We start from the raw sequence: 24,534 nt of genomic DNA, 5'->3' as shown, positions 1-24,534 counted from the left end.
TTTCTAATCCACCTAAACAAATTAAAATATGACGAAAGTTTACAAAAGAGACCCCTAATCACCTATGCCGATTCTTCGGTAGTTCCAAGGCTTTTTAATAACTGATTTATAGTGTCCTACTATAAAAAAGGCCGAAAATGCGTCAACATTTCCGGCCGTAAGTTGAAGCCTATTCATTATCAATCCCCAAGTGCAATTGGGTATTGTGAAAACAATTAGTTAATGAACACTTGTGAGGTGTTGTTATTTGCAAGAACTGAACACTTCACAAACTAAAACCTACTCAAATTTATGAAATTTTACTTAAGCTCATGCGGGTCAAAATCCTGTATTGGTAAATTTTTGCTGGTTATGAAACTAACCCTGTTGCTATTAATTACTTCGATTCTTCAAATAAGCGCCAGCAGTTACGGGCAAAATGTAACTATCAATGAAAAAGATGCATCATTGGTAAAGGTGTTTAGAGAAATCAGAAAGCAAACCGGTTACGATTTCTTTTATAGTGATCGTGTAATTGAAAATGCTAAAAATGTTACTGTAAATCTCAGGCAAGTAACAATAAAGGAAGCTTTGGATGCGTGTTTTGCCAACCAAATGATCACTTATGCAATTTCTAATAAGATAGTAACAATTAAACCTAAAGAAAGTATAAGTCAGGAAGCGGCTAAACCAGAATCAACCATAGAAGTAAAAGTAAAAGGTGTCGTGGCTGATGATAAGGGATTGCCAATCCCAGGGGTAACTATTATTGTGAAGGGAACAACAAAGGGCAGTCAAACCGATGTTAACGGAGCTTTCTCAATTAATGTAAATAAAGGAGATGTTCTGGTCTTCTCATTTATTGGATTTAAGAAGAAAGAAGTAACCATTCAGCGAGATGAAACTTTGAATATTACCTTGGTAGAAGACATGGCTAACTTAGACCAAGTGGTAGTTGTTGGTTATGGTGAAACACGTAAGAAAGATTTAACCGGATCAGTAGCGTCTATCAAAGCTGAAGCTATTCAAAATATGAATGCGCCTAACTTTGATGTGGCTTTAGTCGGACAAGCGCCGGGAGTTTATGTAGTGAAAACTAATGGAGCTCCGGGAGCCGATGCTTCCATCCGAATAAGAGGAGGGACATCAGTATTAGGTGTAAATGAGCCTTTATATGTTATTGACGGACTTCCAATTCAAATTGGAAGCGGCTTAGGTAGTGAAGCTTATGCAAATAGCCGTTCAATACAACTTTCACCCTTATCTTCCATCAATCCAGATGATATTGAAAGTATTGATATTTTGAAAGATGCCTCGGCAACAGCTATTTATGGATCTCGTGCTGCCAATGGTGTTGTATTAGTTACTACAAAGAGAGGAAAAAAAGGACAAACCCCATCGCTCAGTTTTTCATATTCAGGCGTATTTGAAGATTTTACGAAACGCCATGAAATGTTAAATACTGAGCAGTATATAGCTGTCGTAAATAAAGCATATGCCAATAATAATCAAACATTACCTGTTGATTTTAAGCCTAATGATAAAGTTTACACCAATTGGCAGGATAAAGTAACAAAGCTTAGTCAATCAGAAAGCTGGAACTTAAGTTTGAACGGTGGTACCCCAAACAGTAAAACAATATATGCTTTTTCGGCGGGTCTGAGCGATCAAAAAGGTGTTATTATGGGTTCGGGTTTTAAACGTTATAATTTAGGTTCTAACCTTGAGACCAATGTATTTGACCAGTTGAAAATTGGAGCCAACTTAAAATACAGTCAGGCAACAAGCAAAGGAAACGGAAATAGTTTCTACTACAACATCATAAAATATCGTCCTGATGTTTCCATTTATGATGAGAAGGGTAATTATGCGACCACCCTGGATAGCGGTTCAAGTAATCCTTATGCTCAGTTGAAGCAAATTTCACAATCATCAAGTAACAACCTAATGGCTTCTTTTTATGGAGAATACGAGATTATTGATGGACTGAAGTTGAAATCGTCGCTTTCCTATAATATTGTAGATGGTTCAAACTTGAGGTATATTCCTAGTTGGGATGCTTTTGAAGCTCGAAACCGTAGAACGGGTTCTCGTACAGATAATACAAATTCCTTTAATTCCAGAATATTCGATAATACGTTAACGTATAATAAATTCTTTGATAAGCATTATTTAAATGCGGTAGCTGGCATTTCTTTTACTCAGGATAAGAGCTATTTCACCCGAATCAGTTCAACAAACTTTCCTGACGATGATGCTTTAAATAACCTTGGTTCTGCGGCAATGATCAGTCAGTATGGAAGCGGGGGAAGTATCAGTGGCTTGGAATCATACTTTTTGCGTGGTAACTATAACTACAGCGGGAAGTATTATTTAACGTTTACCGGTAGAGCAGATAAATCGACAAAATTTGGCCCAAATAATCGATGGGGAGTATTCCCTTCTGCGGCCTTGGCATGGAGGATTTCTGAAGAGAGCTTTTTAAAAAAATATAGCTTTATTAATGATGTTAAATTGAGGATTTCAGCAGGTCGCACCGGTTCAGCCAATTTTGGAGACTTTCTTTATTCAACCTTCTTTACTACGGGAAGCTTTTATAATGGTGTGAATGGGGTGATTCCTAATACAGTTCCAAATCCAAGCATCCGATGGGAAACGACACAGCAATTAGATGCCGGGTTAGATTTCAATTTATTTGCAAATAAACTACGTGGTTCGGTTACGTATTACCAAAAACTTACCAAAGACCTGATTTTAGGGGTTGATATTCCTTATGAATCTGGTGCAGCCAATCAGCTTACCAATATTGGTGACGTATTAAACAAAGGAGTTGAAATACAATTAGGTACAGATATTATCAACAACAGAAACTTTACATGGAGTACTGACTTTAATATAAGTTTTAATCGAAATTTATTGAAGAAACTTAATGGAGGTACGTTGCCTAATGGAGCAAGCTTGACAGAAAATGAGCCTTTGTCATACTTCTATGGTTACAAGACAGCGGGTTTATTCCAAAGTCAGAGTGAAATTGATGCATTGAATACAGCTTCACCAACTAAAGTTTATCAGGCTGCCAAAACTGGTCCTGGTGACATTAAGTTTGTTGATATTAATAATGATGGACAAATAACAACTGATGACAGGGTTAAATTAGGTAATGCTGAGCCTGATTTCTTTGGGGGCTGGAATCACTCGCTTCGTTATAAGAGGATTAGTCTTTCAGCGTTGTTCAATTATAGTGTCGGAAATGTATTGTATAATTCAAGTCAGGCCAGCTTATCAATATTTAGTAGTTATTTAGGCAACTATACTACAGATATTTTGAATGCTTGGACACCAGAAAATCCTAATACCAATGTACCAAGAGCTGTGGCGGGTAACCCAAATCAAAATGGGCGGATTTCAGACCGCTACGTAAGTTCTGCTTCTTTCTTTAGGTTGAAGAATATCCATTTAAGTTATTTATTAAACTCTGCATGGTTAAATAAAGCTCACCTTAACAGCGTTAAAATATTTGCTGCAGCTACCAATGTGTTTACTGTTACCGGATACAATGGTTTGGACCCTGAAGTAAATACCGGTCCGGCTAATCCTCTTACTCAAGGATACGATGGTAGCGGATACCCGCAAACCCGCAGTTTTTCTTTTGGCGTAAGTGCAACTTTCTAATTGTTTAATCTTGAACGAACTCGAATTGGCAATCCTTGCATTTTATGAAATAAGGTTATTGCTGTTTAAGTAGTTAAAAAAATGAAATATGAATAACACGGTTAAAAAATATATTGTTGCTGTGGTGTTAGGTTTAAGCACATTAACAGCATGTAATTTAGTGGATGTAACTGATATTGATCCTGTTAATCAACTCGCAGATGATCAGGCAATCACTAATATTTCTTCGGCGGAAAAGGTTTTGGCGGGAGCTTACGGTCAGGTTAGAGGTGGTTTGGAATTGATTGTTTATTCACCCGGAAGTGCTGCTCAGCTAGGTTTAACTTTTGTAGGAGTGGGAGATAATAGTTTCGTTAATAATTCTGTAGTAGCCGAGGATAATACGTTATCATTAATCTATGTCCGTTGGTATAAAATTATCAATATAACCAACCATATTATTGAGAAGACTGAAAAGCTTGATGTGGAAAACCCACGGAAAGAGGAAATTATCGGAGAAGCTAAATTTCTTCGGGCACTTTCTCATTTCTACCTGTTAAGGTTTTGGGGGCAGTTTTATAATATGGATTCGGAATATGGCATTGTTAGACGTGATAAACCGGTAGCCGACGCCAGTGCATTGCCAAGAAATACAGTTAAGGAGTGTTATGATTTGATATTAAGTGATTTGGATTACGCTATCGCGAAAGCCCCTGAATTTAAAAGAGCAGTATATGCATCAAAAACTACTGCAATGGCGCTGAAGGCAAAAGTGCAGCTTTATACCAAACAGTACCAGGAAGCAAGTAATTTAACCAAAGCAGTTATCGCATCAGGAAAAGTTAAGCTGGAAACATCTTTTGCTGATGTGTTTAAGAACAAGCACAATTCCATTGAGGCTTTGTTTGCCACTCCGTTTGATGAAAAGAATGAAAGGAATAATAAAGCTTTTATGTACCGCTCATCTTTTTTAATGTCTGATTATTATAAAAGCATAATGGCTAGTGATACGCGTAAGTCAGTAGCTATTACCTCAACCGGTCGCAATGGTAAATTTTTAGGAGCAACAGTAAATAATCAGCCATTAACCGCTGACACTGAATATTTTTTGCGCTTAGCCGAGGTTTACCTGATTCAGGCGGAAGCATTGGTGCGTAGTGGTGGTAGTTTTGTTGAAGCTCGCAGTGCAATAAATGCAGTTCGCAAAAGAGCAGGAATGCCCGATATTACTGTAGACACAAAAGCCGGATTGCTTGATGCTATACGTGTGGAAAAACTTCATGAGCTCGGAGCAGAAAGCGGTGAGGAATGGTTTGATATGATCCGTTATGCTGTAGAAGGAGACATTAATATCGAAACGATAAAGCCTACAATTAAAAGTGCAGCTCAATATATTATGCCAATACCTTATAACACTGTTCGTGCTTCACAAGGTTTAGTTAAGCAAAATCCTGGTTATTAATTCATTTGACAATGAAAAAAACGATTATAGCCTTTTTATTATGTGTTTCAGTTGTAGGAGCACATGCCCAGAGTGAATACAAGGGAATCATGTTCTTTCAGGGAACGGTTAAAGAGGTCTTCGCCAAAGCCAAACAAGCAAACAAGCTGGTTTTTGTTGATTGTTATACATCATGGTGCGGACCTTGCAAGTGGATGGAGAAATATGTGTTTACCAACGATACAGCTGCAAACTGTTACAATAATGCTTTTGTAAACTACAAGCTGGATATGGAAAAGGGAGAGGGGATTGATTTTCGTAAGCAATATGAGGTGAATTCTTTCCCTACCTATCTATTTCTTGATGCGAACGGGAAGCTTGTTCATAAATCAGGCGGAAGAATGCCAACAACTGAGTTTGTTGCAATCGCCAGGAAAGCGTCCAATCCTCAGGAAACTTCATCCGCTTTAGAAAGCAGATATAATAACGGCGAAAGGAGCTTTGAACTACTTTCGAAATACATCGCTATTTTAAAAAATAGTAATAGAGAAAAAGCTTTATCGGTTTACAATGAACTAGTTACACAAACAGCTGATAAAGACCTTTTAACAGATAACGGTTGGGCATTAATAAAGCTGTATCCGTTGGATGAAGAAAGTCGCCTTTATAAGTTTTTAATGGCAAATAAAGTTCAGTTTGTAAATAAGTATGGGAGTGAAGAAGTAGAGAAAATTCAAAGAACAGCCACAGAAAGAGCTTTAAATTCGGCGATCTATAAAAATGACAAGGACGACTTTTTTAAGCGACTTGAAGCTTATCGTCATGAAAAAAATGCTGATGGAGGTACTGCCGCTGAAATAGAGTTAAGGTATTATATACGTAATAAAGACTACCTGTCATTTGTAAAGGTGGCTAAACACTATAGTCACACTGTGCTAAAAGCAGATGATTCTAAGCTTAGTTTCATTGCTCGCAACTGTCTTAACTCGACAGAAGATAAAGAGGTTTTACAGCAAGCTTGTGCAATGGCTCGTCAGGCTGTTGAGTTAAATGGCAAAGAATTTAGCAACTATTCTACTTATGCAGAATTATGCTATAAGTTGAATAATAAGAATGAGGCATTAAGAGCTGCACAAATTTCTTTACAAGTGTTAGGAGACGAAAATCCTAAAGCTAAAAAGAGGGTTGAATCATTAATTGAAAAGATTCAAGCCATGTAAAATTGGTTGTTAATTCTTGTGTTTAAGGCTTGAAAGGCGTAAACTTTTCAAGCCTTATTTTTTTGTAGAGGTCTGGAAGAAAGCAATTGGCAATCCCTAGACAATAAAAATTACTCAATTGTTTGTCCTTGTTCACCTGTTTTCCTTGCTGGGACACCCAACTAAAGATCGAATAATTTAAGCAGTTGGATTTGCTCCTAATTTGGCAGGTGCAACCTGGGTTCTTTAGTTTTTGAAAAGGGAGTTGTAATGGTAATTGTAAAAATTGCATTTGCAATATCAATAGCTTTTCAGGAATCCATTCCGAATGTTTTATTTTGAGCTGACGTTCCTTTCTTTATAGATTTTGTATGCGCTAAAAGCGATGCAACTGCTGTTTTTCATTCTTAATTCTTGCCCCCAGTATATATTCATATTCTTTGCTTTGTAACTCATTTATATTTTCAGTAGTGAGTAAACCTGCATCAGCGACAACAACGAGTTTTTCTAAGGTATATTTTGACTTAAAATAAGGCCACTCTTATTTGGTTTTTGACGGATAAACATGATTGAAAAGGCTTAAAAACCTAGGAAATCAGGAAAAATTACTCAATTGTTTGTCCTTGTTCAGTAAATAGCATTGGGTTAGGATTGATTTTACTGCTTAAATAAAAATAATTGAAGAATGGTACTTGAAAATTGGAATAACGTCAATGACAGAGAGATTAGAACAGCGATTTGTAATAGCTTTATAAAACGGATACATATCTAAGTGTTAATCAAGGCACTCATTAATGTAAACGAGTTAGCAAGCACACAAATAATCATTTTTAACCCGGTACAATTTTCATCGAATGAAAAAGAAAAATTTGCAAACTAGCCTTTGCTCAATGCTTACTCCTTTAGGAGCTTGTTTTTTGATGCTTCTGCAAACAGAGGGAAGCGCTTTGAAAGCACAAACAATTCCTTCCGAATTGCAAACTCCTGAGATCGTATCTGTTAATCGTATGCCAATGCGTGCCGATGCTTTTGCCTTTGAGAGTAAAGAACTGGCAGCAAAAAGAAAAAAGGAAAATTCAGCCTATTTTATATCATTAAACGGTAACTGGAAGTTTAATTGGGTGCAAGATCCAACAAAACGTCCTTTAGATTTTTATAAAACTGATTATAACGATTCAAATTGGAAAGAATTTAAAGTTCCGGCCAATTGGGAAGTTAATGGTTACGGTTTGCCAATTTATGTAAACCATCCTTTTGAGTTTGCGGGTAGACGTAAAATGGGAGCTGCTTTAAATCCGCCTTATGATATTCCTGAAAATAATAACCCTGTGGGTTCATATCGAAAGAAAATAACCATTCCGGCTAATTGGGACGGTCGTCAGATTTTTATTCATTTGGGAGCTGTTAAATCAGCTTTTTACATTTGGGTTAACGGTAAAAAAGTGGGGTATAGCGAAGATAGTAAGCTTGCTGCCGAATTTGATATTACTAAGTTCGTAAAACCTGGTGAAAACTTGGTGGCGCTAGAGGTTTATCGCTGGAGCGATGGCAGCTATCTGGAATGTCAGGATATGTGGCGTATTTCGGGAATTGAGCGTGATGTTTATTTGTATTCAACTCCAAAACTTGACATTCGCGACTTTAAAGTGGTATCTACTTTAGATAAAAGTTATGCAAATGGGTTGCTTGATGTCAACTTGAATGTTGAAAATTATCGTATCGATCAGAAGACTTTACATAGTAAACCTGATGCTTTTTCTGTTGCTGTTGAGCTAGTTGATGCTAAAGGAAATTTAATATGGAAAGAAGAATCGGGAGAAAAAACCGTTCTTGGCAACTTTAATCAACCGGTTTCTTTCAAAAAGGAAATTCCTTTGGTAAGCCAGTGGTCGGCGGAAATACCTTATCTCTATACTTTATACATCAGCTTGAAAAACGCAAAAGGTGAAGTTGTTGAGGTTATTCCCCAGCGTGTTGGTTTCCGTACTATTGAAATAAAGGGAAGCGATTTGCTTGTAAATGGCAAGCGTGTTTTTCTCAAGGGCGTGAACCGTCACGAACATAATGCTACAGAAGGCCATACGCTGACGCATGCAGATATGCATAAGGATTTGGAGATGATGAAGAAACTTAATGTTAATGCTGTTCGTCATTCCCACTATCCTCCTGATCCTTACTGGATGGAACTTTGTGATGAGTTTGGCTTGTATGTGGTTGATGAAGCCAATATCGAATCGCACGGCCGTTACTACGATTTGGCTACAACATTTGCTAACGATAAAGAATGGAGAAACCCACATTTTGAGAGGATCAGAAGGATGTATGAACGCGATAAAAATCATGCATCGGTAATTACCTGGTCTTTAGGAAATGAAGCGGGTAATGGAACCAATATGTACGAAGCTTACCAATGGCTGAAAAATGCGGATCCAACCCGTCCAGTGCAATATGAACGTGCTGAAGAAGATTTTAATACTGATATGATCGTTCCTCAGTACCCTGATCCGGATTGGATGTTACAGTACTCTTCACAAAGTAAAGATGTTCGTCCGTTAATTATGAGTGAGTTCGCCCACATTATGGGTAACAGCTTGGGTAACTACAAAGATTATTGGGATGTAATTGAAAATAATCCAAAACTACAAGGCGGATTTATTTGGGAGTGGATCGATCAGGGAATTGATACTATTAGAAATGGAAAGCGATTTTTAGCTTATGGAGGTGATTTCCCATTAGAAGGCCCTGTAAATGAAAATTTCAGTGATAATAACTTCTGTGTCAAAGGGGTAGTAACCGCAAATCGTGAATTAACTCCAATGGCAGTTGAGGTGAAGAAAGTTCACCAGTTTATTAAAACCGCTTACCTTGGCAATAATAAAATCAGTATTAATAACAGTTACTTCTTTAGAAATATTGACAATACTCAGTTAAACTGGGAATTGGTGCAAAATGGAAAGGTAATAGAGAAAGGAACTGTACCGACTCTATCTGTTGCTCCTCGTCAAAGTATTTCTATTGATCTGCCAATTAAATCGAAACAACAAAATGGCAATGAATATTTCCTAAACGTTCGTTACACCTTAAAACAAGCCGAACCGTTTTTAGAAAAAGGGTACGAGGTTGCATATGAGCAATTTGCCATAAGTAACACAAGCAGTAAATTTTCTCCTGATACAGTAAAAGGAAACCTGATATCCAATAAATCTGATAATTCATATACAATTAGCGGAAGTGATTTTTCAGTAGTTTTTGATACTAAAAATGGTCTGCTGAAGAGTTATACAGTTAATAAGCAAGCGTTAGTTCAAAATGGTCCTGAGCCTGCTTTTTGGAGAGCTCCAACGGATAACGATATAGGGGCGGGATTTAATGCAAAGCTGCGTAAATGGCGTAATGCTTATACTACGGGTAAATTAATTGCAGCAGATGTTAAACAAAATGCTGATGGCTCATACAGTGCTATCTTTAAGAAATCATTGTTAGACGGTGATGCCGAGCAAGAACAAACAATAACGGTTTATGCTGATGGAACACTTAAAGTGGAAAACAAATTCAACGCGGTTAAAGGCAAGCACGAATTATTGCTCAGAATTGGTAATAACCTCCAGTTGAATAAGCAGTTTGGTAATATAGAGTTTTATGGCCGTGGTCCATGGGAAAACTACTGGGATAGAAAATCGGCTTCATTGGTTGGTATATACAAGCAAAATTTGAAACAACAGTATTTCCCTTATGCACGTCCGCAGGAAAGTGGTAATAAAACCGATGTTCGTTGGGTAAACTTTACAGACAGTAAGGGTAAAGGAGTACAGTTTGTTTATGGTGATAACTTGTTAAGCTTTTCTGCCTTGCCGTATAGTTTAGATGATTTGGATCCAGAGGAAAAGAAGAAACAATATCACTCAGGAGAATTGACAGAACGCAACGAGATTTATGTTCACATGGATTTGCAGCAAACCGGTTTGCAGGGGATTGATAGCTGGGGAGCTTGGCCACTGAAACAGTATCGGATTCCTTTTGCCAGTCAGCAGTACACTTATTGGATTAAACCGATAAAATAAAAGAGATCTAATGTAAATTAAATGTTAATCCAACTAGTAAGAAAGAGGTTGTTAACTACAGGCAATCTCTTTTCTTTTTAACTCAAATGATCCTTGTTTTAATAAAAAGTTAAATAATTAAAATTTACACAACCGTTTGCATTGCGATTATATAAGCGATAAGCGGAATTTGGGTTGCAAGGGCTTTTCAAGTCTTGGAGCATTCAATTACATTTGATAGTTGTTTTCGTTTTTTTAAGTCAACTTAAACCAAAATATGAAAAGATTAATACTGGTTTGCTTATTAGCATGCGCACAAATTGTATTTGCTCAGAATGCAATTAAAAAATCGGGTAATCCATCAGCTACTGCTAAAACAAAAGGAACCTTTGTTTTAGGTAAGAAGGAGTTTTTACTAAATGGAAAACCGTTTTTAATTAGAGCCGGCGAAATTCATTTTCCACGTATCCCCAGAGAATATTGGGATCATCGTATTAAGCTTTGCAAAGCAATGGGGATGAATACCATTTGTATTTACCTCTTTTGGAACTTTCATGAACAAAAGCCAGATCAATTTGATTTTACAGGACAAAAGGATGTAGCAACCTTTGTCAAACTTGTTCAGGCCAATGGCATGTATTGTATAGTTAGACCCGGACCCTATGCATGTGCTGAATGGGATATGGGGGGATTGCCTTGGTGGTTGCTTAAAAAGGCTGATGTAAAGGTAAGAACTAATGAGGATAGCTATTTTATGGATAGATCAGCCAAGTACTTAAAGGAAGTTGGAAAACAATTGGCTCCTTTACAAATTCAAAACGGGGGCAATATTATAATGGTGCAGGTTGAAAATGAGTATGCGGGTTTTGGAAATAGTTCTGAATATATGGAGGCAACCAGAAAAAACCTTAAGGCTGCCGGCTTTGATAAAGTACAACTAATGCGCTGTGACTGGCCTTCTTCTTTTGATTCTTACACAACTGATCCTGAAGTTGCCATAACGCTCAATTTTATGGCAGGATCAGATGTGGATAAGCAATTCAAACGCTTTCAGGAAAAGCATTCTGAGGCTCCATTAATGTGTGGTGAGTACTGGACTGGCTGGTTCGATAACTGGGGCAATCCACATGAAACCCGCTCAGTTAAAAGTTTTATTGGGAGTTTGAAAGATATGATGGATAGGAAAATATCCTTCAGCTTATACATGGCCCATGGCGGTACAACATTCGGACAATGGGGTGGAGCCAACTCACCGCCTTATTCAGCAATGGTGACTTCTTATGATTACAATGCCCCAATTGGTGAACAAGGCAATACAACTGAAAAGTTTTTTGCCGTTCGTGACCTGTTAAAAAAATACTTGAATCCGGGCGAAAAATTAGGAGACATTCCAGCTCCTATTCCTGTAATAACAATACCTAAAATTACCTTTGAAGAGGCTGCTCCATTGTTTGATAATTTACCACAAGGTAAAGAGTCTGTAAATATCAAACCGATGGAGATGTTTGACCAAGGTTGGGGAAGAATAAATTACAGAACGAATTTAACGGCATCTTCAACCCCAAGAAAACTGAATATTACTGAAGTTCATGACTGGGCTCAAGTTTTTGTTGATGGAAAATTAATCGGAAAACTTGATCGAAGAAGGGCAGACAGTACAATTGAAATTCCTGCAACAAAAGCAGGTGCTGTCTTGGATATTTTAGTGGAAGCAACTGGTCGGGTGAATTTTGGAGAAGCGGTAATAGACAGAAAAGGTATCACAGAGAAGGTTGAAATTTTAGATAGAAATACTGTTCAAGAACTAAAGAATTGGACCGTATATAATTTCCCTGTTGATTATCAATTTCAAGCCAAAGCAAAATTTGTAAAGCAAAAGGTAAATGGGCCGGCTTGGTACCGAGCCAAGTTTAACCTTAACAAAACTGGTGATACCTATATAGATTTAAGTACCTGGGGTAAAGGAATGATTTGGGTGAATGGTTATAACATTGGGCGTTTTTGGAAAATTGGTCCGCAACAAACTTTTCTTATGCCAGGGGTTTGGCTTAAAAAGGGAGTGAATGAAATCATTATCCTTGATTTGGAAGGGCCTAGAGAGGCTGCTGTTCAAGGTTTAAAGGATCCGATTCTTGATAAAATTAATCCTGATGCTTCTTTGTTAAGCAGAAAAGTAGGACAAAATCTCATTTTGGCTAATGAGAAGCCTGTTTTTGAAGGAAGTTTTGATGCTGCCGATAGCTGGAAAACAGTAAGCTTTGCATCGGCTTCAAAAGGCAGGTACTTCTGTTTTGAAGCTTTAAGCTCACAAGAGAATGACAACTACACTTCTATAGCAGAGATGCAATTGTTGGGTAAGGATGGAAAACCTATTTCAACGCAAAAATGGAAAGTGATTTATGCTGATAGTGAGGAGGTAACTGCTGCAAATAATTCTGCAGAAAAGGTCTTCGATAATCAGGAATCAACTATTTGGCATACTCAATATATCGGAAACCAGAGCAATACTAAACATCCTCACCAGTTAGTAATTGATTTAGGAAAGGATGAGGAAATTACGGGTTTTAGGTGCCTTCCTCGTTCAGACAAAAGTAAGAATGGAATGGTTAAAGATTATAAGGTGTATCTGAAATCAGCTGTGTTTAATTTCTAAAAGCAAGGGCCTCAAGTATAAGTTATTTGAGGCCTTTTGCTACTAATAGGATCCTGTTTTTTATGTAACTATAGATAAGATTGAAATTTAACAGAATGAATAAAAAGCGTGTTGTAAGAAAATTACTTTTCCTTCTTTTACTTTTTTCAGTTGCCAATGCATATAGTCAGTCAGTAAGAACAGAAGAGAATTTCGATCATATTTGGCTTTTTGCTCGTTACGGTTTACAGGCTGATGGTTCTTCTGTTGTGGAGCCAAAAAACGTCCAAAACAATGCTTTTGATGACACGAAATGGCGAAAACTTGACTTGCCCCATGATTGGGGAATTGAGGGTCCATTTAGAGCTGATTTAGATGGTAATACCGGGAAACTTCCATGGAGAGGTATTGGGTGGTACCGAAAGCATTTTACTGTTTCAGCCAACGATAAAGACAAACGGTTCTATATAGACTTTGATGGCGCTATGGCCAATGCCGAGGTATGGTTGAATGGTCACAAAATTGGGGAGCGACCTTATGGATATACTTCATTCCGGGTAGATTTGACACCCTATATTTGGGAAGGCAAAGAAAACATTATTGCCGTACGATTAGATACGGAGCTATTGGGTTCGCGTTGGTATCCGGGAGCAGGAATTTACCGGCATGTACGTTTGGTAAAAACAGCTCCTGTGCATGTGGCGCAATGGGGTGTTTTTGTCACTACTCCTCAAATAACCGATAGTTACGGCAATGTTTCAGTTGCTGTTGCTATCGATAATCGATTAACTAAACCGGTCAATGTAGATTATAAGCTGGAAATATTTGAGCTGAGCGCCAATGATATTGCGCAAAAAAAAGTAGCCACCGTTGAAAAGAAAACATTATTCATTAATCCTAATCAAACGAGTTCGGACTCGGTTGTGGTAAAAGTGAATAAGCCTAAATTGTGGGATTTGGAGCATCCTAATCGGTATTTAGCGAAAGTGTCTGTATTTGAAGGGGGAAAGTTAACCGACCAGTATTCGGCGCCATTTGGATTTCGCACCATCCAATTTACGCACACTAACGGCTTTTTATTAAATGGAAAACGAGTACCGCTTCAAGGTACCTGTAATCACCATGATTTAGGAGCTTTGGGAGCTGCTGTTAATATCCATGCTTTGGCTCGACAACTGACCATTTTAAAAAATATGGGGTGTAACGCCTTGCGGACTTCCCACAATCCGCCTGCACCCGAACTGCTTACGCTTGCTGATAAAATGGGAATGTTGGTAATGGATGAAGCTTTTGATTGTTTTCTTATTTCAAAAGATGATAAAAACAAAAATGATTATGCTCGTTGGTTTGAAAAATGGCATGAAAATGATTTGGGATCATTAATTAAGCGTGATAGAAATCACCCTTCTGTTATTCTTTGGAGTACGGGAAATGAAATTCCGGAGCAATATTATCCTGATAAATTCTACTTGTTTACTCAATTGCGAAATGTGATTCGCAAGTACGATCCTACTCGTCCGGTTACTTGCGGTATTTCAGCACCTAATCAAACTGCTTTCAACGGGGTTGAATTGACAGTGGATGTACATGGGATGAATTACGGTTCGGGTGATGCTTATGGAGGGCCTGATTTATATAAACGCTTTTTAAATTTTAAAGGGCATGAGCATTTTACCGGTTACGGAAGTGAAACAAGTTCTACTATAAGTTCACGAGATGAATATTTCCCTGGAAATTTTCAAGTGTCTTCATATGATTTAACAGAACCCGGCTGGGGATCGCTGCCCGATGCGGAATTTGCTGCATTAGATAAGAATCCGGCTATTTGTGGTGAATTTGTTTGGACCGGTTTCGACTACTTAGGGGAACCTACACCGTTTAACAGCGATGCAAGTCTTTTATTAAATCATGCTTCTTTGAGCAAAGAAGAACTGGAAAATAAAAAGTTGGAGTTAGCTAAAATGGAGGCGATGCGTCCTCCTTCAAGAAGTAGTTATTTTGGAATTGTTGATTTGGCGGGCTTTCCCAAAGACCGTTATTATTTATATCAGGCCAGATGGAAACCTGATTTACCCATGGTTCATATTTTACCGCATTGGAATTTCGCCGAGCGTTTGGGGAAAGTTACGCCTGTATTTATCTATACTTCTGGTGATGAAGCGGAACTGTTTTTAAATGGCAAATCCTTGGGAAGAAAAAAGAAACAGTCCTATGAGTATCGTTTACGTTGGAATGATGTTGTCTACGAGCCTGGCGAGTTAAAAGCGGTAGCCTATAAAAATGGTAAGAAGTGGGCTACTTCAAGTGTAAAAACTACCGGGACGCCTGCAATGATGAAACTTTCGGCAGATAAAACTTCTATTAAAGCCGACGGAGAAGATTTATCATTTGTGACCATTGCCGTTACTGATAAAGAAGGCAATAGGGTGCCAACGGCCAATCACCTTATATCGTGCAAGTTGGAAGGTCCTGGTGAGGTTGTTGCAACCGACAATGGTGATGCCTCCTGTTTAATTACTTTTTCTAATCCAGTTCGTCCCGCATTTAACGGCTTGCTGTTAGCTATCATCAAAGCCAAACCGCAGCAAAAGGGTAAGTTAAAATTAACGGTTATTGCTGATGGATTGGCCAGTAGTTCAATCGATATAGATATAAAGTAAAAAGCTCACAAAGCTAAAACTTATGACTATGCCTCCGATAAGTGTTTAACTTTTTGGAGGCATTTTTAATTTCTACTAGCCCACGACACTTTTTGATAACCTGTTTAAGGAAAAGTTAAGTTTCCAAGTCGGATACAAACCTCTCCATTCATATATTTAATTTTTTTTGTATCTTAATATATACCTGTTTTTATAGTTTTTAACTATAAAAACATTTCGTAAAAAGCGAGCATTTTCCATCCTGTTGAGCACTATCATCTTTATTTAAGTTTAAAAACAAATAGGACTTCATTATATAGAATTTGAGCATGAAAATCGGCGTGGTCCCCCCCTAAATAGTAAGTATTGAATGTTTATACAAGTTATTATTAGCCTTATAATTATTGCTATAACCATTTTTATACATGGTGTGGGTACCTCATTGCTGGTTAAATACCTTTTGCGAAAGCATGAATCAAAGGATCATGTGTTTAGATTTGTTAAAACCATGAAAATACTTTCCTATACGGCAGTAGTTTTAATGCTGATGCACTATCTGGAAATTGCACTTTGGGCTTTGGCATACCTGGCGATACCGGAGCTTGAGAAACTAAGTACTTGGGAAGAAGCCATTTATTTTTCAACGGTTACTTATACTACATTAGGTTACGGCGACATAACCCTTTCTCCTGTATGGCGCATTATGAGCGGTTTTGAAGCCATGAATGGTATACTCCTGTTTGGTTGGTCTACAGCAATGTTTTATGCGGTGGTACAACGAATGGTAGAATTAACAAAGCAACGAGCATAAGTATATACATTACTAAATACATCATACAATGAACAACGAGCTAGAAAATAATTCGTCATTGGAAAAGAAAGTTATAGACCTTTCGCTAAAACTGATATTAATATTAATTCTTGTTGCCTGGTGTGCAATGATTATTTTACCATTTATAACTCTGGTGCTATGGGCAGTTATTTTGGCCATCACAATTTACCCTATGTATAAACATCTGCTTAAGTTGCTAAATGGGAAAAAAGCATTTGCAAGTACTGCCGTAACCATTATTCTACTTTGCATACTTCTTATACCTGCAATTTTGATGATAGGAGCAATTGTAGACGAGGCCAAGGAGTTAAAAACTGCTTTTGTTAATAAAACTCTTGTTGTTCCACCGCCTAACCCTAAGGTTGCAGAATGGCCATTGGTTGGAAAAGAGATATATAAAGCTTGGTCCTCACTATCCACAAATTTAGAATCAGCGATTGTTACCTATCATGATCAGATATTGGAGGTTGGTCAAAAAATAGTGGGAGCCATGCGCAGTGTGTTTTCTAATATTATGATGTTTACATTTTCAATAATTATAGCTGGAATATTTTTAGCCTACAGCGATGAGTCTGAAAAGTCAACTAATGCATTTGCCAAACGTCTCGTTGGGAGCAAGGGAGATGAGTTTAACAAATTAGTAATACAAACAATTCGGAATGTTTCCAAAGGAATCTTAGGGGTCGCATTCATACAGTTCGTAATAATGGGTGCGTGTTTTATGCTTGCTGGAGTTCCGCTTGCCGGATTATGGGCAATATTGGTGTTTTTAATAGCTCTTATTCAACTGCCTGGAGCAATCGTAGCCATACCTGTAATAATTTACATATACTCTGTTAAAGAACCAGTCCCTGCCACTATATGGGCTATAATAATTCTACTTTGTGGATTAAGTGATAATGTGCTTAAACCCTTATTAATGGGTAAAGGGGCTCCTGTTCCTATGATTGTAATTTTTCTTGGAGCCATTGGAGGGTTTATGTTATCAGGTTTCATTGGCTTGTTTACCGGTGCCGTTGTACTCTCATTGGGTTATAAACTTAGCGGCATATGGATAAATTACGATAGCCCTCAACCAACAGCAAAAAAAGAATAAGATGTAGGTAGAAAAGGTAATTCTAACTGATAGGTTCTGTTATTAGATGAAGAAACGGAAAATTCTACAGCACATTATTTTTTTGTTCATCGCTTTGTTGCATATAAGTGATGTTCAGTTTGGATTTGCTCAAAACAGAGTAGCATTAACAGTAAAAGAAATAAACCTTGACGAAATCCTTCAGCTTGCAAAAAGAAATAACCTGGAACTGAAAATGTCTCAAAAGGACAGTGCTATTGCGGCTGAAGATATTAAACAGACAAAAATGTCAAGGGCTCCGTTTGTTAATGTAGGTGGCATTTATAATTATATAGGTAACCCGGTTTTATATAGCGGTTTTTATTCCAAGGATACCGTAATTGATTATTATCATCATCAGGCAAGCTGGAGCATAGCTGCCGGGGTTCCCCTTTATTTCGGCGGAAGAATTAATACGCAAATTACGCAAAGCGAAATTGTAAGCCGTATCCGGAATGAAGCATTATTGATGACAGAAAATCAATTGAGGCTTTCAATCATTTCTCAATTTTATACACTTTATAAACTTTACCGAGAAGTTGAAATTATTGAAGCTAACATCAGTAACGTAAAAGTAAACATCAAACAATTAGAGTCGAAAGTAGCAAACGGACAGAACCTTGTAAGTGATCTTACCCGTACACAGTTACAATTGTCAAATTTTCAAATAGACGTTTTTAAAACCTGGAACAGCATTGATTTGTTGAGCAATTATTTATGTATTCAAACCGGATTGCCAACCAATACCCGTTTACAGCCCAAAAATGTGGTTTTGAAAGTTCCAGAAGATCAGCTTCAGTATGAACAATGTCTTGAAGAGGCTTTTGCAAACCGCAATGAAATAAAGCAATCTTTGTTGCAAAAGAGTTATTCGGAAATGACGTTAAAATTGTCAAAGAGTTTTTATAAACCGTCTATTTCGGGTAATGTCATTTATAGCTCTAACCATCCGGTTCCGGGAACCTTTCCGCCCCAGCCCGATATTTTAAACTACTGGGCTGTAGGCATTGGCTTAACTTATGACCTTTCGAGTATCTACAACTTGAATCATCGCATAAAGGCTGATAAGCTTCAAATTGCCAAAGAAGACGATAATATAAAACAGGTTAAGTATAACATTGATCAGGAAGTAAAGGCTGCTTATGTTCATTTTATTGAAAGCAGAACGAATATTATAGCCTATCAGAAAAATGTTGAAATGGCTGAACTTAACTACCGGGTCGTAAAAAGCAGATACGATAATGACTTTGCATTAATCATTGATATGATTGATGCTGAATTACAGGTGAATGATTCAAAAATGTCATTAAACAAGGCCATTATTGAAGCGATCATTCAATATCATTCATTATTATATTCAATGGGTAAACTGAATTAAACTATGATGGACGGAAAAACTACTGATGGGGGAGAAAAAAAAAGAAATCGAATAATCGAAATTATTGCTATCCTGTTTTTAGCAGCTGGTGTACTGTGGATGGTTTCAATATTTTTTGATTTTAGTAATACTATAAAAACTAATAATGCCCAGGTTGATGCAGATATAGCTGCGGTAACCTCGCGTGTGTCAGGTAACATCAAAGCAATTAAGTTTAGTGAGTATGGGAAGGTGAGGGCAGGAGATACGATTCTACTACTTGATGATGAAGAATTCCGTATAAAAGTAGCTCAAGCGGAAGCCGATTTGGACATTGCAAAAGCAAATCTTGCCACAGCAAAGCAGACTGTAGTAACCTCAATATCTTCGCAGCAAGCAACTGAAGCCCGGCTAAAAGGCAATGCTGCCAATCTCGAAAAAGCTGAAAAAAACTTTAAGCGTTTTACCAATATGTATAGAGATTCAGCTGTTACGCTCAATCAATTCGACCAAGTGACCGCACAGCTAAAGTCCGAACAAGCCAATCTTCAAGCAATACGAAGCGATGTGAATACCAGTAAGTCTGTAATTGAGCAGAATCAGTTAAATATTGAATCTCTTAAAGCAACTATTAAACGTAAGGAGGCTGACCTTGCAGCTGCTCAATTACAATTGTCATATACAAAAATTATAGCCCCTGTTGATGGAATTGTGGGAGAGCGAACAGTTCATGTTGGGGAGTTGGTAAATGTAAATCAGGTAGTTGCTGAGATAGTCGCACAGAACAAAAAATGGGTTACGGCAAATTTTAAAGAAACTCAAATGGATGATATTAAGGTAGGGCAACAAGTTGATATTATGGTGGATGCTTTAGGAGGAAAAATCTTTAAGGGTACAGTGAAGGACCTGTCTCCTGCAACAGGCGCCAGATTTTCGATGGTGGCTCCTGATAATTCAACCGGAAATTTTGTGAAAATAACACAACGCATACCCGTGAGGATAGAGTTTGTTGACGATCCTGAAAAGCTTGTGGAAATAAAGCCAGGAATGAATGTTACTGTTGAAATTAAATGATAATTTAAATGCGATGGAAAAAAGCGGAGTTGTTTAAAGCAACAGGATTATATCTCCTGATTATTCCGTTTCTGAATGCTCTCAATGCAACTGGGTATGAGAACGCTCAGATACAGGGCCACTTTGGGGCTTCTTCGGTGGAGTTTATGTATATCAATCTAATTCCCTTTTTTACGATAGTTGCCGGTTTACCCTTAGCGCTTGAACTTTCTAAAAAGTTTCCGCTAAAGTCAATGATGCTTATAATAACGATTATCTCAATTATTCTCAATACTTGTTCAGCTTTTGCCTCCTCTATCTTATGGTTTACCTTTTGGCGCTCGCTGCTTGCTTTCTTCTCCATTTTCGGTATTGTGGCAGCTATTATTCCTATTGTGCTTCTTTATAATCCAACACTTAATATGGCCATCATGTATGGCATCATACAGTTTATCATACAAGGAAGCAGTAATCTTTATAAGTTTTTAGGGGCCCAGTTTGCAAGTGTTTACGATTGGCGCACCTCATTGTTAATGCTTAACATTAATTTTTTTCTGTGCATATTATTAACGTTTGTGTTTATCAGAAAAGATGTGCCCTTAGGTAAGCAACCTTTTCGATTTGATTTTAAAGGCTGGATTTTGTTGATTTTATTTTTGTTGCCATTACTATTTATTGCTGCTGAAGGACAAAATCGGGAGTGGTTTTTCGATTCAAAAATAGCACTAGCCACAGCAGTATGGCTAATAATAACAGCTTGTTATATTTTCTATGCTAGAAATACAACAAACCCAATTATTGATTTTGAAGTTTATAAGTATAAGAATGTGGTACAGGGCACCTTATTCTTTTTTTTAATAGGATTGGCAAATGGAACCGGTAGTGTGATAATGGGGTATATGTCGGGTTTACTCGGTTTTAACGACCTGTACATCGCCAGAACCCATTTGTACATATTCCTTGGATTAACAATCTCAGTTCCTGTTTGCACTTATATGATGTATCATAAAGTGTATTTAAACGTTGCCGCCATTATTGGTTTTCTTGCATTCACCCTGTATCATATGCTTATGTATTTCAGGTTTTATCCCGGAATCGGAGAAGAGGATTTTATTTTGCCATTAATTATAAAAGGTATTGGTATTGGTTTTTTATACTTATTAAGTGCATTGTATATTTCTGAAAGCGTTCCTAAACAATTAAGTACTTCTCGTATGATGAGTGGAATAGTAGCCCGGATTGTTTTTGCGACAATTATAGGCGGCGTTGTTTTAAGTACTTTTATTGCCAATACAACCATACAACACAAAACAGGTATTAGTCAGCAACTCACACCAGGCAATGAGGCTGCGGCACAAAAAAAGGCGAACACTAAAAGTTATTATTTGTACCAAGGGTTAAAATCAACAGAGGCCGATAAAATGGCTGATAATCCTTTGCAGGCTGAAATGACAGAACCTGCGACCTTGCTTACTTATAAAGATATTTATTTAGTGATGGCAGTTGTAAGCTTTCTCCCAATTCTATTGATATTGTTCTTAAGAATTGGAAGACGCCCATTGCAGCGCATTGAAGTTGAGCCGTTGCCGATATAAGGGGGATCCAGAATTCTGTGTAAATCGCCTAGCTCGCTTACTGTTTTTAAGGATTTGTCATCCACAAAATCTTCTACTTTTATTTTAACTGTGTTTTTGAAAAAAGATCCGAGTTATTCACCCGGATCTTACTTATACAGTTTCTTATATACTACCCATTAGTTGCGGCGTAGATCCTGATATTACCAAAGAGTCTACGCCACTATGCTAAATTCCTGACATGATTTATCTTACTTTCAACACTTCTTCAAGCTTTGCTGCTAAATCCTCTCCTCGCAAGTTAGCGGCGATGATCTTGCCATCAGGGCCAATCAAATAATTTTGCGGTATTGACCTAACTCCATAAAGAACAGCTACCGCATTTTTCCAGCCTTGCAAATCGCTCAGCTGTGTCCACTCTAATTTATCCTTTTCAATAGCATTCAACCATGCTTCTTTCTTTCCCGGATTGTCTAAAGAAATTCCTAAAACTGTAAAGTTTTTATCTTTGAATTTATGAAAAGCAGCCACGACATTGGGATTCTCCTCACGGCAAGGCCCACACCAGCTGGCCCAGAAATCCAACAGAACGTACTTCCCTCTGAAGTCAGATAGTTTTACTTCCTTACCATCCACATCAGTCTGTGAAAAGTCAGGTGCCATAGCGCCTTTTGCTGTTGCTTTAGCCGTCAAAATCTGCTTTGCAAAAGCCTGTCCTGCAGGCGTATTTTTAACTGATGCAGACAAGGTATTAAAAAGAGACTCGATTATGTCAACATCTTCAAGCCTTGAACCTCCAATGTCCTTTAGGGCCATCAAACTGAAATACGAATCAGGGTTCTTTTTAATGTATTCTTTCTGAATTCTTTGCTTTTCGGCATTAATCGGTTTACTTTTTGCCACTAAACGCTTTGCCAAACTCCCGTCTTTTTTTTCTGCTTCAGTTCCCGCGGCCCATTCCTTATCCAACCCAGCAAGCGCCAAGGTTTGAGCAGCAAAAAGTTTGCTGTATCGAGCATATTCAACACTTAATTTAGCCCCAGAAATAGTAGCGTTTTTAATCGAATCTTTTGTAGATAATACAATGTCTCCCTTATCTAAATATAAAATGTATTTATCTTGGTTTTCCCCAAGTCTTTGACCAGAATGAGCAAGGGTTAATGTTGCAGATGTAGGAGCTGAAACTTTACCGGAAAATAAAAACTTCCCATTTACCAACTCAGCAGAATCAATCTTATTTTTACCCTCTGCTCTATACATCAAATAAGCCTTAGCTTCTTGTTTTTGATTTGCTACTCTACCTTCAATCTTAAAGGTTTCAGTTTCAGTTTGAGCCCAAACCAAAATAGGCATGGACATAGCCGCTGTTAAAATTATCTTTTTCATCAAAATTTGTTATGGGTTACCAAGCTTGCATAATAATATGCTTATGCAAGCTTTATTAAATTTTTTTTAAAAATATCCTTAGATTTTCTGCTTGGCTTTCAATCCTTTAACCATTTCAATCTGGCCTTCAATTGTCTTTGTTGGTTTACCGGCTTTAACCTCATTATCTCTAATCTCATTCCCTATTAAAAGCGCTTTATCCAGGTTATAATTTCTCCAGAGTATATAAAAATAGGTATTCAAATAACGGGGATCACGATTCCTTTCCAACAAATCTTCCATCCATTTTATTCCGGCAATGCCTTCATCTTTCTTGCCTGTACAATTACCCAACAAACCGGTTAATGCAAGCGTATAAGCATCATTATTCTTACCATACTTAGCTAAAAACGCAGTCCCTCTTCGCATATATTCATTTACATCAACACTACCCTTGCTATCAAATGTTTCATAAACGCTATAAAACATGGCGTACTCGTCATAATAAGGGTAATTTTTAGCTTTGAATTTCTCCATTGCGGCTTTGAATTCCGGTCTCGGCTCATTACCGACCAAGCCCTTTAAATGCCATAAATAAGTATCTGCAATGTATTTATCTATCTCAGTTGCCCCAACTGATTGGGCATATGCATTACGATTCGTTTCAAGGTACTCAAAGACAGGAGAGAAGGGTACTGCCCCAACGGTTTTCACTAATTCAAAAGTACTTTTCTTAGCCTTATCATTTGCGCTTAATTCGTTAAAATAGTTGGCAAAATCAGCGCTTGCCTTTTCACCCCGATAAGCCTTTTTAAGTGCGGTGAAATATTTAGCTACGAATTCTTCCTTGCGGTTACCAGCATCCCATTCTTTAATTAAGGATGCCAAATTCCTTTCAGGATTCGCGGCAGTTTTTGCCAGTTCAATCAGCCCATCGGCCGATGGAGCTCCTGCAGTCGAATGTACAATAGCACCATTCTTATCGATGAACATTAAAGTAGGATAAGCATTAATCTGGTACTTTTTACCCAGTTCAACACCAACACCCTTATCGTCGCACTGAATTTTACAATTGATAAACTGGCTATTGAAATAACTGCCCACCTTGGCCTGAGGGAAAACCTCATTTGACAACATTTTACAGGGGCCACACCAGGAGGTATAAAAGTCTATAAACACCATTTTATTCTCTGCTTTAGCCTTTGCCAGGGCCTCGTCAAGGTTGTGAAGAAACTCAATTCCTTGTGCTTTGACAATCACCGGCGCAGCCATCAGCCCTAAAACGGCGATATAGACAGCACCTATTTTTCTGATTATTTTCATTTTATTTCGTTTTATTTTTAAAGAAGGTAAATAATAAGATTACTGATTTTGATTGCAGAATGCTTTGATCCTTCCAAACCAGAATAGGTTCTGATGTATGATGGATTCGTTGTTAAACCATCTATCCCTGTCTTTATTGCTTAAGGCATTCATGTAATACAGTATCTAATGATATAATGGAAGTCCTTAAAAGTATTACTAATTCTTATTTTTTTAAATCAGATTTTAAAAGAATGTTTTTCAAATTAAAAAACCTGGTACCTTTTCAAGTTAACTGGGAATTTGATTTAGATTAGATATGAAGAGAAGTTTGTCGAGTTATTTAATCGTTTGCT

The 24,534-nt window shown here is 37.5% G+C and carries 13 protein-coding genes; 11 read left to right on the top strand and 2 right to left on the bottom strand.

The features are described 5' to 3' along the window. Positions 1-351: 351 nt before the first annotated feature. The 11 genes from L2B55_RS14865 to L2B55_RS14815 all read left to right on the top strand — a co-directional run bounded on the left by L2B55_RS14865 (position 352) and on the right by L2B55_RS14815 (position 21,532). Positions 352-3,651 carry a TonB-dependent receptor gene (locus tag L2B55_RS14865; protein WP_237846948.1) on the top strand — a complete coding sequence of 1,100 codons (3,300 nt, stop codon included), beginning with the start codon at positions 352-354 and terminating at the stop codon, positions 3,649-3,651. 88 nt (positions 3,652-3,739) lie between these two features. Then, entirely contained in the window at positions 3,740-5,092 is a 1,353-nt protein-coding gene (locus L2B55_RS14860) for a RagB/SusD family nutrient uptake outer membrane protein (RefSeq protein WP_237846947.1), read from the top strand. A gap of 11 nt (positions 5,093-5,103) precedes the next feature. Beyond that, positions 5,104-6,291, top strand: coding sequence for a thioredoxin family protein (locus tag L2B55_RS14855; RefSeq protein ID WP_237846946.1), 1,188 nt, complete (start codon positions 5,104-5,106; stop codon positions 6,289-6,291). Positions 6,292-7,124: 833 nt separating this feature from the next. After that, a complete protein-coding gene (gene lacZ / locus L2B55_RS14850; protein WP_237846945.1) occupies positions 7,125-10,331 on the top strand; it encodes a beta-galactosidase, LacZ type in 3,207 nt (1,068 codons plus the stop codon). A 256-nt stretch (positions 10,332-10,587) separates the two neighbouring features. Continuing rightward, positions 10,588-12,963: a beta-galactosidase gene (locus L2B55_RS14845; protein WP_237846944.1), complete on the top strand. Its 2,376-nt coding sequence runs from the start codon at positions 10,588-10,590 to the stop codon at positions 12,961-12,963. A 95-nt stretch (positions 12,964-13,058) separates the two neighbouring features. Continuing rightward, positions 13,059-15,602: a beta-galactosidase GalB gene (gene galB / locus L2B55_RS14840; protein ID WP_237846943.1), complete on the top strand. Its 2,544-nt coding sequence runs from the start codon at positions 13,059-13,061 to the stop codon at positions 15,600-15,602. 349 nt (positions 15,603-15,951) lie between these two features. Further along, complete coding sequence (locus L2B55_RS14835) at positions 15,952-16,392, top strand: potassium channel family protein (protein WP_237846942.1); 441 nt, start codon at positions 15,952-15,954, stop codon at positions 16,390-16,392. Between the two features lie 28 nt (positions 16,393-16,420). Further along, positions 16,421-17,509, top strand: a complete 1,089-nt coding sequence (locus L2B55_RS14830) for an AI-2E family transporter (protein ID WP_237846941.1) — start codon at positions 16,421-16,423, stop codon at positions 17,507-17,509. A gap of 46 nt (positions 17,510-17,555) precedes the next feature. Then, the gene (locus L2B55_RS14825) at positions 17,556-18,905 is read left to right on the top strand and encodes a TolC family protein (protein WP_237846939.1); all 1,350 of its coding nucleotides are present in this window, start codon (positions 17,556-17,558) and stop codon (positions 18,903-18,905) included. Between the two features lie 3 nt (positions 18,906-18,908). Beyond that, a complete protein-coding gene (locus L2B55_RS14820) occupies positions 18,909-19,958 on the top strand; it encodes an HlyD family secretion protein (protein ID WP_237846937.1) in 1,050 nt (349 codons plus the stop codon). 8 nt (positions 19,959-19,966) lie between these two features. Continuing rightward, positions 19,967-21,532 (top strand): MFS transporter, encoded by a 1,566-nt coding sequence (locus L2B55_RS14815; RefSeq protein WP_237846935.1) that lies wholly within the window; start codon positions 19,967-19,969, stop codon positions 21,530-21,532. Positions 21,533-21,757: 225 nt separating this feature from the next. Here L2B55_RS14815 and L2B55_RS14810 read toward each other — a convergent pair whose 3' ends face one another. After that, positions 21,758-22,897 (bottom strand): TlpA disulfide reductase family protein, encoded by a 1,140-nt coding sequence (locus L2B55_RS14810; protein ID WP_237846933.1) that lies wholly within the window; start codon positions 22,895-22,897, stop codon positions 21,758-21,760. Between the two features lie 78 nt (positions 22,898-22,975). Continuing rightward, entirely contained in the window at positions 22,976-24,199 is a 1,224-nt protein-coding gene (locus L2B55_RS14805) for a thioredoxin family protein (RefSeq protein ID WP_237846932.1), read from the bottom strand. Positions 24,200-24,534 lie beyond the last annotated feature (335 nt).

The organism is Solitalea lacus, assembly GCF_022014595.1.
In the GTDB taxonomy this organism is placed as follows: Bacteria; Bacteroidota; Bacteroidia; order Sphingobacteriales; family Sphingobacteriaceae; genus Solitalea; species Solitalea lacus.
Note: the sequence above shows the minus strand (reverse complement) of the source record. Positions and strands in the feature narration are given on the sequence as shown.

Excerpts from the sequence above, each read along its gene's own strand:
- L2B55_RS14865 (WP_237846948.1), top strand. The coding sequence starts at position 352 with ATGAAACTAACCCTGTTGCTATTAATTACTTCGATTCTTCAAATAAGC.
- L2B55_RS14860 (WP_237846947.1), top strand. The coding sequence starts at position 3,740 with ATGAATAACACGGTTAAAAAATATATTGTTGCTGTGGTGTTAGGTTTA.
- L2B55_RS14855 (WP_237846946.1), top strand. The coding sequence starts at position 5,104 with ATGAAAAAAACGATTATAGCCTTTTTATTATGTGTTTCAGTTGTAGGA.
- lacZ (WP_237846945.1), top strand. The coding sequence starts at position 7,125 with ATGAAAAAGAAAAATTTGCAAACTAGCCTTTGCTCAATGCTTACTCCT.
- L2B55_RS14845 (WP_237846944.1), top strand. The coding sequence starts at position 10,588 with ATGAAAAGATTAATACTGGTTTGCTTATTAGCATGCGCACAAATTGTA.
- galB (WP_237846943.1), top strand. The coding sequence starts at position 13,059 with ATGAATAAAAAGCGTGTTGTAAGAAAATTACTTTTCCTTCTTTTACTT.
- L2B55_RS14835 (WP_237846942.1), top strand. The coding sequence starts at position 15,952 with ATGTTTATACAAGTTATTATTAGCCTTATAATTATTGCTATAACCATT.
- L2B55_RS14830 (WP_237846941.1), top strand. The coding sequence starts at position 16,421 with ATGAACAACGAGCTAGAAAATAATTCGTCATTGGAAAAGAAAGTTATA.
- L2B55_RS14825 (WP_237846939.1), top strand. The coding sequence starts at position 17,556 with ATGAAGAAACGGAAAATTCTACAGCACATTATTTTTTTGTTCATCGCT.
- L2B55_RS14820 (WP_237846937.1), top strand. The coding sequence starts at position 18,909 with ATGATGGACGGAAAAACTACTGATGGGGGAGAAAAAAAAAGAAATCGA.
- L2B55_RS14815 (WP_237846935.1), top strand. The coding sequence starts at position 19,967 with ATGCGATGGAAAAAAGCGGAGTTGTTTAAAGCAACAGGATTATATCTC.
- L2B55_RS14810 (WP_237846933.1), bottom strand. The coding sequence starts at position 22,897 with ATGAAAAAGATAATTTTAACAGCGGCTATGTCCATGCCTATTTTGGTT.
- L2B55_RS14805 (WP_237846932.1), bottom strand. The coding sequence starts at position 24,199 with ATGAAAATAATCAGAAAAATAGGTGCTGTCTATATCGCCGTTTTAGGG.